Annotated in this window: 8 protein-coding genes; 4 read left to right on the forward strand and 4 right to left on the reverse strand. The window is 71.3% G+C overall.

Going from position 1 to position 12,807, the window contains the following annotated elements; translation table 11 throughout:
- The first annotated feature begins 74 nt into the window (after window positions 1-74).
- From GGG17_RS13300 to acnA, 3 genes are all read left to right on the forward strand, one after another.
- A complete protein-coding gene (locus tag GGG17_RS13300) occupies window positions 75-2,114 on the forward strand; it encodes an APC family permease (protein ID WP_288799468.1) in 2,040 nt (679 codons plus the stop codon).
- Window positions 2,111-3,559, forward strand: a complete 1,449-nt coding sequence (locus tag GGG17_RS13305; protein ID WP_311966683.1) for a class I SAM-dependent RNA methyltransferase — start codon at window positions 2,111-2,113, stop codon at window positions 3,557-3,559. The genes GGG17_RS13300 and GGG17_RS13305 overlap by 4 nt, the downstream gene beginning before the upstream one ends.
- A 160-nt stretch (window positions 3,560-3,719) precedes the next feature.
- Window positions 3,720-6,503 carry an aconitate hydratase AcnA gene (gene acnA / locus GGG17_RS13310; protein WP_375804523.1) on the forward strand — a complete coding sequence of 928 codons (2,784 nt, stop codon included), beginning with the start codon at window positions 3,720-3,722 and terminating at the stop codon, window positions 6,501-6,503.
- 78 nt (window positions 6,504-6,581) lie between these two features.
- Here the strand turns inward: acnA and GGG17_RS13315 are convergent, their stop codons facing one another.
- Complete coding sequence (locus GGG17_RS13315; protein WP_195849234.1) at window positions 6,582-8,258, reverse strand: NAD-binding protein; 1,677 nt, start codon at window positions 8,256-8,258, stop codon at window positions 6,582-6,584.
- A 192-nt stretch (window positions 8,259-8,450) separates the two neighbouring features.
- On the opposite strand from GGG17_RS13315, the gene GGG17_RS13320 reads away from it, so the two are divergent.
- On the forward strand, window positions 8,451-9,443 hold the full coding sequence (locus GGG17_RS13320; RefSeq protein WP_154594160.1) for a zinc metalloprotease: 993 nt from the start codon (window positions 8,451-8,453) through the stop codon (window positions 9,441-9,443).
- A 51-nt stretch (window positions 9,444-9,494) separates the two neighbouring features.
- On the opposite strand, the gene GGG17_RS13325 is transcribed toward GGG17_RS13320, so the two are convergent.
- Genes GGG17_RS13325 through GGG17_RS13335 form a run of 3 tightly spaced genes read right to left on the reverse strand, consistent with a single transcriptional unit; the run spans window position 9,495 to window position 12,671 of the window.
- On the reverse strand, window positions 9,495-10,331 hold the full coding sequence (locus tag GGG17_RS13325; protein WP_154594161.1) for a carbohydrate ABC transporter permease: 837 nt from the start codon (window positions 10,329-10,331) through the stop codon (window positions 9,495-9,497).
- A complete protein-coding gene (locus GGG17_RS13330) occupies window positions 10,328-11,395 on the reverse strand; it encodes a carbohydrate ABC transporter permease (protein WP_154594162.1) in 1,068 nt (355 codons plus the stop codon). The genes GGG17_RS13325 and GGG17_RS13330 overlap by 4 nt, the downstream gene beginning before the upstream one ends.
- Window positions 11,396-11,420: 25 nt before the next feature.
- Window positions 11,421-12,671 (reverse strand): extracellular solute-binding protein, encoded by a 1,251-nt coding sequence (locus GGG17_RS13335; RefSeq protein WP_154594163.1) that lies wholly within the window; start codon window positions 12,669-12,671, stop codon window positions 11,421-11,423.
- Window positions 12,672-12,807 lie beyond the last annotated feature (136 nt).

Here is a 12,807-nt window from a genome sequence, read left to right on the forward strand (position 1 = left end):
GAACGCTACACCGGGCGCGCCCACCGTCCTCGGCCGCGCCACCGGTGGCGCTCGCCGGGAATACAGTGGGCGTCGTGTCAGATCTAGGTCGTGCGCTCAAGCGCGTCGTCGTCGGTCCCGCCATGAGGTCGGACAAGCTGGGGGAGACCCTCCTGCCCAAGCGTCTGGCGCTCCCGATCTTCGCCAGCGACGCCCTGTCGTCGGTGGCCTACGCCCCGGACGAGATCTTTCTGACGCTCGCGCTCGCCGGCGGGGCGTTCGCCACGACCCACTCCTGGCAGATCGGTCTCGGCGTCGTCTTCGTCATGGTCGTCGTGGTGATGTCCTACCGCCAGAACGTCCATGCCTACCCGAGCGGCGGCGGGGACTACGAGGTCGCCAACGAGAACCTCGGCCCGTGGGCGGGTCTCGGCGTGGCGAGCGCCCTGCTCGTGGACTACGTCCTGACGGTGGCCGTGTCGATCTCGTCCGGCGTCCAGAACGCCACCGCCGCCATACCCGCCCTCGACGGGCACGAGATGCCGGTCGCCGTGGCCCTCATCGTCCTGCTGACGGCGATGAACCTGCGCGGGGTCCGCGAGTCCGGCAAGGCCTTCGCCATCCCCGTCTACGCCTTCATGCTGTCCATCATCGGCATGGCGGTGTGGGGCATGGTGCGCTCGGCGAGCGGGTCGCTGCCGCAGGCCGAGAGCGCGAGGTTCGAGCTGCTGCCCGAGCACGGCTACGAGGGGCTCACCGGCATCGCCCTGGTCTTCCTGCTGCTGCGGGCCTTCAGCTCCGGGTGCGCCGCCCTGACCGGCGTCGAGGCGATCTCCAACGGGGTCCCGGCGTTCGAGAAGCCCAAGTCGCGCAACGCGGCGACCACGCTGCTGCTCATGGGCGCCTTGTCGGTGACGATGCTCATGTCGATCGTCTACCTCGCCATCCAGACGGGGGTGAAGTATGCCGAGAACCCGCAGGAGCAGCTGCTCCTCGACGGCCGGCACGTGGGCCCCGGCTACGTCCAGCACACGATCATCGGTCAGCTCTCGCTCGCGGTCTTCGACAACTTCCCCCTCGGCGTCGTGGTCGTCTCGGCCGTCACCGGCCTCATCCTGGTCCTGGCCGCCAACACCGCCTTCAACGGCTTCCCGGTCCTCGGGTCGATCCTCGCCAAGGACGGCTACCTGCCCCGCCAGCTGCACAACCGGGGCGACCGGCTGGCCTACTCCAACGGCATCATGATCCTGGCGGCCGCCGCGATCGTGCTGGTGATCATCTTCGACGCCGAGGTCACCAAGCTGATCCAGCTCTACATCGTCGGGGTGTTCGTGTCCTTCACCCTGAGCCAGGTGGGGATGATCCGGCACTGGAACCGCCTGCTGCGCGACGGCGACGGCGACGCCAGGCAGCGTCGGCAGCACCGCACGAGCCGCGTCGTCAACTATGTCGGCGCGTTCATGTCCGGCTCCGTGCTCATGGTCGTCCTGGTCACCAAGTTCGCGGCCGGCGCCAAGTACGCCATCCTCGCGATGCTGGTGCTCTTCGTCATGATGAAGGCGATCCGCCGGCACTACTCGCACGTCAGCCACGAGCTCGCCGTCCCCGAGGACGACACCCTGGAGGGTCGCCTGCCCTCGCGCGTGCACGCCGTCGTGCTGGTCTCCAAGGTCCACAAGCCGACGCTGCGGGCCCTCGCCTACGCCCGTGCCTCCCGTCCCTCGACCCTCGAGGCGATCACCGTGGCCGTCGACCCCGAGGAGGGCGAGCGCCTGCAGGAGGAGTGGCTGCGCCGCGGGATCCCGGTGCCGCTCAAGGTGCTCGACTCGCCCTACCGCGAGATCACCCGCCCGGTGCTCGGCTACATCGCCTCGATCCGACGCACCTCGCCGCGCGACCTGGTCATGGTCTTCGTCCCGGAGTACGTCCTCGGCCGGTGGTGGGAGTCGATCCTGCACAACCAGAGCGCGTTCCGCATCAAGAGCCGGCTGCTGTTCATGCCCGGCGTGATGATGACCAGCGTCCCCTACCAGCTCCGCTCGTCCGACGACCTGCGCGACGAGCTCGACGCGGCGACCGCCGCCCAGGACCGCGGCCGCGGCCTGGTCCACGCCGAGGAAGGCCCCACCCCGTGAGCGGACCCCACCGCACCCCCAAGAGCTCGTCCGGTCGCCCCGGCAGGACCACCGGTCACGGTCGGGGGCGCGGACCCCGGACCTCGCCCGCCCGCGAGCGCCGCGTCAAGGGGGAGTCGCTGGTCGGCACGGAGGCCGAGCTCGAGGTCGGCAACGTCGGCCACGGTGGCTTCTGCGTCGGGCGCCTCGACGGCCGCGTCGTCTTCGTCCGACACAGCCTGCCGGGGGAGCGCGTGCGCGTCCGGATCACCGAGGGCGGCACGGGCGACCGCTTCCTGCGGGCGGACGCCGTCGAGGTGCTGGTCGCCTCGCCGCACCGGGTCGAGCCACCCTGCCCGTATGCCGGGCCCGGTCGCTGTGGCGGCTGCGACTGGCAGCACGCGTCCCTGCCGCACCAGCGCGAGCTCAAGGCCGCCGTCGTCCGCGAGCAGCTGGACCGCCTCGCCGGCCTCGACGTGGAGGGCCTGGTCGTGGAGCCGGTGGAGGGCACGGGCGCCGACGACGGGCTGGGCTGGCGCACGCGGGTCGAGTTCGCCGTCACCGCCGAGGGTCGCGCGGGGCTGCGCCGGCACCGCTCGCACGAGGTCGAGGTCGTCGACGACTGCCTGATCGCGACCCGCCCGGTCATCGACAGCGGCGTGCTCGCCACCTCGTGGGACGGCTGCTCGGGCGTCGACGTCGTGGACGCCTCGGGCCTCGAGGAGGCGGTGCTCGTGCCGCTGCACGCCGACGGGACCGCCGGCGCCGACCCGACGGCGCTCGAGCTGGTCGGCTTCGAGGACTGGGAGCACGGCTTCGAGGTCTCGGCGCGCGGCTTCTGGCAGGTCCACCCTGGCGCCGCCGCGACCTTCCTCGCAGAGGTGGTGGAGCTGCTCGACCCCGTCGAGGGCGAGCACGCGCTCGACCTCTACTGCGGCGTGGGGCTGTTCGCCGCGGGGCTCAGCGATGCGGTGGGGGAGTCGGGGCACGTCCTGGCCGTCGAGGCCGATGCCAAAGCCGTGGACCACGCGCTCGACAACCTCGCCGAGCACGCGAACGTCGAGGTGCGGCAGGGCCGCGTCGACGCGGTGCTGGGGCAGGCGGCGCGCGGCGGCATACGGGCCGACGTGGTGGTCCTGGACCCGCCACGGTCGGGGGCGGGTCGACGGGTGATGGGGCAGATCACCCAGCTGGGGCCGCGGGCCGTCGCGTACGTCGCGTGCGACCCCTCCGCCCTGGCGCGCGACCTCGCCGTCGCCGAGGAGCTCGGCTACCTCCTGACCGACCTGCGGGCCTTCGACGCGTTCCCGATGACCAGCCACGTCGAGTGCATCGCCCTGCTCGAGCCGGCCGGGGAGGCAGCGGACGCCGAGGTCGACGAGGACGCCGAGGGCGACGAGGACGCCGAGGGCGACGAGGACGCCGAGGGCGACGAGGATGAGGAGACGGCTCGCCGAGCCCCCTGACCAGCGCCCCTGGACCACCCTGCCCTCGCCCCGGCGGCGTGGGTGGGGGACAATCAGCGGGAGCACCACCCCGCGTACGACAGGTGTCTTGACGTCAAGACACCGCCGTGAGATCGTTGTCTCGACGTCGAGACAATCACCCCTCGTGGAAGGAACAGGCGTGAGCCAAGAGAGTGTGAACAGCTTCGGAGCCAAGGACACGCTGGAGGTCGGTGACGCGTCCTACGAGGTCTTTCGCCTCGACAAGGTCGAGGGCAGCCAGACGCTTCCGTACTCCCTGAAGGTGCTGCTGGAGAACCTCCTGCGCACGGAGGACGGCGCCAACATCACCGCCGATCACATCCGGGCCCTCGGCGGCTGGGACGAGAAGGCCGAGCCCGACACCGAGATCCAGTTCACGCCGGCGCGCGTGATCATGCAGGACTTCACGGGCGTGCCCTGCATCGTCGACCTCGCCACGATGCGCGAGGCCGTCGCCGACCTGGGCGGGGACCCCGCTCGCATCAACCCCCTGGCCCCCGCCGAGCTGGTCATCGACCACTCGGTGCAGATCGACTCCGCGGGCAACCCCAGGTCCTTCCAGATCAACCAGGACTTCGAGTACCAGCGCAACAACGAGCGCTACCAGTTCCTGCGCTGGGGCCAGACCGCCTTCGACGACTTCGTGGTGGTCCCCCCGGGCACCGGCATCGTGCACCAGGTCAACATCGAGCGCCTCGCCCGCGTCACGATGTCTCGCGGCGGCCAGGCCTACCCCGACACCTGCGTCGGCACCGACTCGCACACGACGATGGTCAACGGGCTCGGCGTGCTCGGCTGGGGCGTCGGCGGCATCGAGGCCGAGGCGGCCATGCTGGGTCAGCCCGTGTCGATGCTCATCCCGCGCGTCGTCGGCTTCAAGCTCACCGGGTCGATGAACGCCGGGGTCACCGCCACCGACGTCGTCCTGACCATCACCGAGATCCTGCGCAAGCACGGCGTGGTGGGCAAGTTCGTCGAGTTCTACGGCGAGGGCGTGGGCGAGCTGCCCCTTGCCAACCGCGCCACCATCGGCAACATGAGCCCCGAGTTCGGCTCCACCTGCGCGATCTTCCCGATCGACGACGTGACCTTGGACTACCTGCGCCTCACCGGTCGCGACGAGGAGCAGGTCGCCCTCGTCGAGGCCTACGCCAAGCTGCAGGGCATGTGGCTGGACCCCAGCGCGGAGGCGCGTTACAGCGAGCTCGTCGAGCTCGACCTGAGCACCGTGGTGCCGTCGATCGCCGGACCCAAGCGCCCCCAGGACCGCATCGTCCTCACCGAGGCCAAGGAGTCCTTCCGCAAGGTCCTGCCGACCTACGTCAAGAACGCCGAGGGCGGGGACGTCGAGGGCGCGTCCTTCCCGGCCTCGGACGCCCCGGCCCAGGGCAGCGACCCCGAGAGCGGCGGCGCGGCCCCGGCCACCGAGGGCAACGGCTCCTCGCGCCCCTCGCGCAAGGTCTCGGTCACGACCGACAAGGGCACCTTCGAGCTGGACCACGGCCACGTGGCGATCGCCTCGATCACCTCGTGCACCAACACCTCCAACCCGTCGGTCATGATGGCTGCGGCCATGCTGGCCAAGAACGCCAACGAGCGCGGCCTCAAGGCCAAGCCGTGGGTCAAGACCTCCATGGCGCCGGGCTCCCAGGTCGTCACCGGCTACTACGACAAGGCCGGCATGTGGCCGCACCTGGAGGCCCTGGGCTACCACCTCGTCGGCTACGGTTGCGCCACCTGCATCGGCAACTCCGGGCCGCTGGACGACGAGATCAGCCAGGCGATCAACGACAACGACCTGTCGGTGTCCGCGGTCCTGTCGGGCAACCGCAACTTCGAGGGCCGCATCAGCCCGGACGTCAAGATGAACTACCTGGCGTCCCCGCCGCTGGTCATCGCCTACGCCCTCGCCGGCACGATGGACTTCGACTTCGACGCCGAGCCGCTCGGGCAGGACTCCGAGGGCAAGGACGTCTACCTCAAGGACATCTGGCCCTCGCCGGAGGACGTCGAGCGCACGATCAGCGAGTCGATCAGCCGCGACCTCTTCGTCGCCGACTACCAGGACGTCTTCGCCGGGGACGAGCGGTGGCAGGGCCTGCAGACGCCCGAGGGCAAGACCTTCGCGTGGGACCAGGAGTCCACCTACGTTCGCAAGCCGAGCTACTTCGACGGCATGACCATGGAGCTCACCCCGGTCGAGGACATCTCGGGTGCCCGCGTGCTCGCCAAGCTGGGCGACTCGGTCACCACCGACCACATCAGCCCGGCCGGGTCGATCAAGGCCGACAGCCCCGCGGGGACCTACCTCGCGGAGCACGGGGTCGAGCGCAAGGACTTCAACTCCTACGGCTCGCGCCGCGGCAACCACGAGGTCATGGTGCGGGGCACCTTCGCCAACATCCGTCTCAAGAACCTCCTGCTGGACGGCGTCGAGGGCGGCTACACCCGCAACTTCCTCGCGGGCGGCGAGCAGACGACGATCTACGAGGCCTCCGAGGCCTACCAGGAGGCCGGCGTACCGCTGGTCATCCTCGGTGGCAAGGAGTACGGCTCCGGCTCGTCGCGCGACTGGGCGGCCAAGGGCACGCGCCTGCTGGGCGTCAAGGCGGTCATCACCGAGTCCTACGAGCGCATCCACCGCTCCAACCTCATCGGCATGGGCGTGCTGCCCCTGCAGTTCCCCCAGGGCGAGTCCGCCGACTCCCTGGGCCTGGACGGCACGGAGACCTTCGACATCAGCGGGGTCACCGAGCTCAACGAGGGCCGGACGCCCAAGACCGTGCACGTCACGGCCACCAAGGAGGGCGGCGAGACCGTGGAGTTCGACGCGGTGGTCCGCATCGACACCCCCGGCGAGCGCGACTACTACCTCAACGACGGCATCCTGCAGTACGTCCTGCGGTCCCTCGTCACCGCCTGACGACCACGTCGTCCGGCTGGTCCTGGCCCGGCCCTCCTCGCGGGGGACCGGGCCACGGTCGTATGCCGGACCGCGCCGTCATAGCGGGGGACGGCACGCCAGCCGCAGCTGCCCCAGCCCCGTCCGGGTCGCCGCGACGGCGATCCGGTCACCGGGACCGAACGCCTCGTCCGGCTCGTTCCACACCCACGCGCCGTCGGCCCGCCGCACGGCGAGCAGCCGGACCTGCCCGGCCTGGGAGAGCTGGGACGGCAGCATCCCCACGAGCCCCGCGTCCGGCTCGACCTGCAGCTCGGTCAGCAGCACCACCCGCCGCCCCACGGGGACGATCGTCGAGCGTGGCCGCCCCAGCGCCGCCGCGACGAAGGCGGGCGCCGTCAGCATCGACACCGACCGTGTGGCGCCGAGGCGCAGTCGCCGCTCGACGCGGGTCGCCAGGTCGTCGTCGTAGAGCCGGGTGACGATCCGCAGGTCCTCCCGCGCCGCCCTCGCTACCAGGGAGATCTCGAGGTTGACGGCGTCGTCGTCGGTGAGGGCCATGGCGGCGTCGCAGCGGTGGACGCCGGCCTCCTCCAGGGTCGACGGGTCGCTGGCCTCGCCGATGACGACCGGCACCTTGAGGCGGCGGACCCGGTTGACGCCGTAGGCCTCCTCGTTGCGCTCGACCGCCACCACTGGGATCCCCCGCTCCCGCAGGCCCACGACGACCGCGGTGCCGATCCGGCCGAGCCCGCACACCACCACGTGGTGCCGGGGCCGTCCGCGGACGCTTCCGGTGAGGGTGGCGAGGCGAGAGCTGGTGAGGGCATCGGTCATGACGGCGGTCAGGCCCGAGGCGAGCAGCAGGCCCATCACCTGGATGACGATCGCCGTGAAGCGCACGGTCAGCTCGGCGTCGTCCGGGTCGCCGTAGCCCGTGCCCGTCGCCGTCGTGAACGCGAGGTAGAGGGAGGTCAGCCAGTCCTTGCCCGCGGAGCTGTGGAAGTAGGCCGTGCTCGCGAGGATCACGCCCAGCAGCAGCAGGAGCACGATCCGCTGGCGCCGGTCGAGGAGCCGGGCAGCGCCACCGAGCAGCCCGCGGGTGCGCACCTGCCGGCCGGAGTGCCGGTGCTGGGTGCCGATGACCACGGCGCCCCCGCCGTCGCTCGCGGACTGCCTGCCGTCCCCCACCACGGCCTGGGCTGCCACGGCCTGGGCTGCCACGGCCGGGCCGGGCCCGGCGTCCGGGAGAGGTCCGCGCTCCGGGTCTCCGAGCCGGGCCAGCACCTGCCCCGCGACCGATGCTCTCGGACCCACCACCACGTCGCGGCCGCCGAGGCGCACCGCCTGCACCTGGCCGTCACCGAGGGCCGCGCCGATGAAGGCCGGGGCCGCCAGCTGGGCGGGGGACAGGACGGTGCAGTCGCCGAGCAGGGGGGCGAGCCGCGAGCCGAAGGCCGGGTTGACCACCTCGAGGACGATGGGCACCCCGGCGTCGGCATCCTCGACCGCCAGGGCCGTCCGCGTGGACGCGACCTCGTCACGACCGAGGACGATCACGGCGCGGGCCCGGTGCACGCCGGCCTCGCGCAGGGCCCGCTCGTCGGTGCGGGCCGCCTCGACGAGCGTCGCGCCCCCGGCCCGCAGCTCCGCCACGACCACCGGGTCGGCCGTCGGCGAGACCACGACGACGGCCGGCGTGCGCGACCGGGTCAGCTCCTCCACCACACGCACCGTCGTGGTCTCGACACCGACGACGATGACGTGCTGGTCCATGCCTCGCATCGTAGGGGCCCCGCCACAGGGTGCCCGCGCCGACAGGGGCGCGCACCGACAGGGGCGCGCACCGACAGGGGCGCGCACCGACAGGGGCTCCTGGGAACGAGCCGGACGTTTCGCCCATACGGGTGCTGACGTGACGGGCGGTTCCGGCATACGGTCACGCCACCCCCAACGAAAGGCTCCGCCATGTCCCGCAGGCTCGCGCTCCCTGGTGCCCTCGTGATCGCCGCCGCAGCGGCCATCACCGCCGGACCCGCCGCCGTCGCCTCGTCCACCCGCGCCGACCAGGGCCCGGCGAGCAGTCGGCCGACGAGCAACCCCGTGCGGACCGCCTCCCGCCCCTCTGCCGGGGTGCAGGACTGCCTCGACCTGTTCTCGGCCGCCCGCAAGAAGGACACGTCCGCCGCCGAGGAGCCGGACGTCACCCGCGGCAGCGGCGCCAGGGCCTACGGCGTCCTCAAGAGCTTCCCCCAGCTGGCCCCCGGCAGCGTCACGGTCCCCGTCGTCTTCCACGTCACGTCCGACCACCTGCTCACCGACGCCGAGCGGGCGCGCTACGAGCGGATGATCGCCGCGCAGATGGACGTCATGAACGCCTCCTACAGCGGGGCGACCGGCGGGGCCGACACCCCCTTCCGCTGGCGACTGGCGGGCATCGACTACACCGTCAACCCCGCGTGGTACACCGTCGTCCCGGGCAAGACCGAGAAGGCCATGAAGGCCGCCCTGCACACGGGCGACTCCCGCACCCTCAACGTCTACACCGGCGACATCGGCGACGGTCTGCTCGGCTGGGCGTACTTCCCCAAGGACTACAACAACGGTCGCGACTACCTCGACGGGGTCGTCATGCTCGACGAGTCCATGCCGGGCGGCACCGCGGGCAAGTACGCCCTCGGCGACACCCTCGTCCACGAGGCCGGGCACTGGCTCGCGCTGTACCACACCTTCCAGGGTGGCTGCACCTGGTCCAACGACTTCGTGGCGGACACCCCAGCCGAGGCCCACCCGCAGTTCGACTGCCCGGTCGGCGCGGACTCCTGCGACGCGCCGGGACTGGACCCGATCCACAACTTCATGGACTACACGCAGGACTCCTGCATGGACAGCTTCACGCCCGGCCAGGCCAAGCGGATGAGCGACGCCTGGCAGTACCTCCGCGACCCGGTCAAGGGCTGACCGCCGGGGGGACGACGAGGCCCGGCCGGGGGGGGGCCGTCGAGGGCTGGGTCAGCCCTTGACGGCCCCCTCGTTGGCGCCCCGGACGAGGTGGCGCTGGAAGGCGAAGAACAGGATCGCCACGGGGATGGTGGTGATCAGGGCTGTCGCCATCTTGAGCGGGAACTGCGTCCCGGACCCCAGCCCGCCCGCCGTGAGGTCGGCCAGCCCGGTGACGAGGGTCTTGTGCTCGGGGCTGCCCGTCACCACCAGGAAGTGGCTGAACTCGTTCCAGGACCCCTGGAAGGACAGGATGGTCAAGGTGATCAGGGCGGGCCGGGCCATCGGAAGGATCACCGACCAGAAGGTCCGGAAGACCGAGGCGCCGTCGAGGCGCGCAGCCTCCTCGATGGTGACCGGCACGCTGTCGAAGAACTGCTTCATGATGAAGACCCCCGCCGCGTCGACCAGCAGCGGCAGGATCATCGCGGCGTAGGTGTCGTAGATGCCGAGGTACTTGACCATGAGGAACTTGGGGATGAGCAGCGCCACCCCCGGCACGGACATGACGGCCAGCACGAGCGCGAAGACCACGCCCCGACCGCGGAAGTGGAGCCGCGACAGGGCGTAGGCGGCGAGGGAGTCGAAGAACACCCGCCCGGCCGTCACGGCCACGGTCACGACCACCGAGTTGGTCAGCCAGCGCAGGATGGGCAGCCCGCTGTCACCGCTGCCGAGCACGGCGCTCCACGCCTGGGTGGACAGGGGGTGGGGGAGCAGTGACAGGGGGCTGGCCGAGGCGTCCGGGTCGGTCTTGAGGGACGTCGCCACCTGTATGACGACGGGGTAGAGGTAGACCACGGCCGCCGCCACCAGGACGGCATACGCCAGGGTGCGTCGGAGCCTCATCGCGCCACCTCGTCCCGCTCGGTCATGACCCGCCGCTGCACCCAGGTGAGCAGCACGATGATCACGAAGATGATGAAGGCCATCGCGGCGCCGGTCCCGAACCTGCCCTGCGTGAAGGACTGCTCGTAGGACAGGTAGGCCGGGGTGAGGAGTGTCTTGCCGGGGGAGCCGCCGCCGGTCGCGTAGACCTGGTCGAAGACCTGCCAGGTGCCGATCAGGCCCAAGGTGACCACCAGGAAGAGCACCGACCGCAGCTGCGGCACCGTGACGTACCACAGCTTGCGCCAGCCCGTGGCGCCGTCCAGCGCCGCGGCCTCGTCGACGTCCTCGGGCAGGTCCTGCAGTGCCGCGAGGAACATCAGCATGAAGGTCCCGGTCGTGGTCCACACGGCGAGCAGGATCAGGACGAGCATGGCGACCGACGGACCCGACAGCCACTCCCACACGCTGCGCCCGAGGACCTGGGTCTGCACCCAGCCGGGATCGGTGACGCCCACCCGCTCGAGCAGGAGGTGCAGCACGCCCGCCGGCTCGGCCATCCAGTTGGGTCCGTCGACGCCGAACAGCCGAAGGAAGGCGTTGACGGCGCCGCTGCCGGAGAACAGGAACAAGAAGACGGTCGTGATGGCGATCGAGCTCGTGACGGACGGGAAGTAGAAGGCCGTCCGGAAGAAGCCCTTGCCCTGCAGGGTCTTGGCGTTGACGACGAGCGCGAGGCCGAGGGCCAGCACCGTCTGCAGGGGGACCACGAGCAGGACGTACCAGAAGGTGTTGCCGACCGAGGTCATGAAGTCGCGCCCCGTCAGGCCCTGGCCGGTCAGCAGCGTCGCGTAGTTGTCCAGGCCGACCAGGGGAGCGTTGCCCTGGACGAACGGGTCGCCGTTGCCGTTCCAGCGGGTGAAGGACACGTAGAGCGCCATGCCGATCGGCACGACCAGGAAGGTGCCGAGGACCAGGATCATCGGCAGGGTGAAGGCCCAGCCGGCCGCGGTCTGCCCGGCGTGGATGCCGGGCCCGGAGCGGGCCCGTCGCAGTCGGGGCCGCGTCGCCGTGGGGAGGGTCATGACCGTCCTCTCGCTGCAGGCTGCGTCAGCCCTTGAGGGCGGCCTCGGCGTTGCCCTGCATCTGGGTGAGGATGGTCTTGGGGTCGCCGGTGGCCAGGGACTCGATCTTGGCGTTGGCGTCCGCGATCACGGCGTCGAAGCCGGGTGTGGTGGGCATGCCCTTGCCGTACTCCGCGCCGGCGACGAAGGCGGCGTCCGCGGGGGTGGCCGCCTGGTACTTGGCCATGGCGGAGGTGGTGGAGGGCATGACGCCGAAGGCCTGGGCGGCGCTCAGCTGCTGGACATCCTGGCCGAGGAACTTCACGAGGTCCACCGCGGCGGCCTGGTTCTTGCTCTTGGCGGCGATGCCCCAGCAGTTGGTGAACATCAAGGTGCCCTTGCCCTTGGGGCCGGCCGGGAGCTCGGCGACCTTGACCTTGAGGTCGGGGGCGTCCTTGGCGAGGGCGCCGCGGATCCAGTTGCCCTCGATGGTCATCGCGGCCTTGCGCTTGACCAGGGCCTCGCCACCCCACCCGACGTCGACCTGCTTGGAGAACTTCATGGCGCCGCCGCGCAGGAGCTTCTGGGCCTCGGTGAGGCCGGCGAGGTTCTCCGGGGAGTCGACCGTGGCCGTCCGGGCGTCGGGGGACAGCACCCAGCCGCCCGCCTGGGTCATGAAGGCGCCCACGCGCTGGAGCTCCGGGGAGATCACCAGCCCGGTCTGCGAGCCCTGGGTCAGGCGGGCGGCGACCCGCTCCAGACCGGCCCAGTCCTGGGGGATGTCGGCGTCGGTGAGCCCGGCCTTGGCCCACAGCTCCTCGTTGATGACCAGGGCTAGGGTGGAGAAGTCCTTGGGCGCGCACTGGAGCTTGCCGTCGATCGTGAAGGTGTCCTTGAGGGACGGGACGTAGTCGAGACCGGTGAGCTGGTCGCCGTAGGCGTAGAGGTTGCCGGCCTTGGCGAAGGTGCCCACCTGGGCGGGCTCGAGGTAGAAGAGGTCGGCCGGAGAGCCCCCGGCGAAGCCTTTGGCCAGCTCCTCGGGCAGCTTGGCGGTGCCCGTCACCTGGACCGTGGTGCCGGTCTTGGCGGCCCAGGCCTCCGTGGCCTTGCGCACCGCGCCGAGCTCGACGTCGTTGGAGACCCCGACGAGCATCCGCAGGGTGGCTGGGCCGGACTGGGAGGCGGGCGCGCTGCTGCTCGGTGCGGCATCGAAGGCGCCTCCCCCACAGGCGCCGAGGGCGAGGGCGGTCGTCGCGGCGAGGCTGACGACGACGGTGGTGCGGGTGGGGAGGGGCATCGTGGGCTCCTGGGTCTGGTGGGGCGTGATCTGGGGTCCCGGTGGGGAGGTGGTGGGGTTGGATCGTTCATATCGAGGGTTGTCCCGTATGTCGACCGCCAGGGCCGCGAGGCGGGGACGGGCCGAGACGTGGGGC

The sequence above is a fragment of the Arsenicicoccus cauae genome (assembly GCF_009707125.1).
GTDB classification, from domain to species: Bacteria; Actinomycetota; Actinomycetes; order Actinomycetales; family Dermatophilaceae; genus Arsenicicoccus; species Arsenicicoccus cauae.

Bases quoted from the DNA above. Each gene is read 5' to 3' on its own strand.
- GGG17_RS13315 (WP_195849234.1), bottom strand. From the start codon at position 8,258: ATGGACCAGCACGTCATCGTCGTCGGTGTCGAGACCACGACGGTGCGT.
- GGG17_RS13320 (WP_154594160.1), top strand. From the start codon at position 8,451: ATGTCCCGCAGGCTCGCGCTCCCTGGTGCCCTCGTGATCGCCGCCGCA.
- GGG17_RS13325 (WP_154594161.1), bottom strand. From the start codon at position 10,331: ATGAGGCTCCGACGCACCCTGGCGTATGCCGTCCTGGTGGCGGCGGCC.
- GGG17_RS13330 (WP_154594162.1), bottom strand. From the start codon at position 11,395: ATGACCCTCCCCACGGCGACGCGGCCCCGACTGCGACGGGCCCGCTCC.
- GGG17_RS13335 (WP_154594163.1), bottom strand. From the start codon at position 12,671: ATGCCCCTCCCCACCCGCACCACCGTCGTCGTCAGCCTCGCCGCGACG.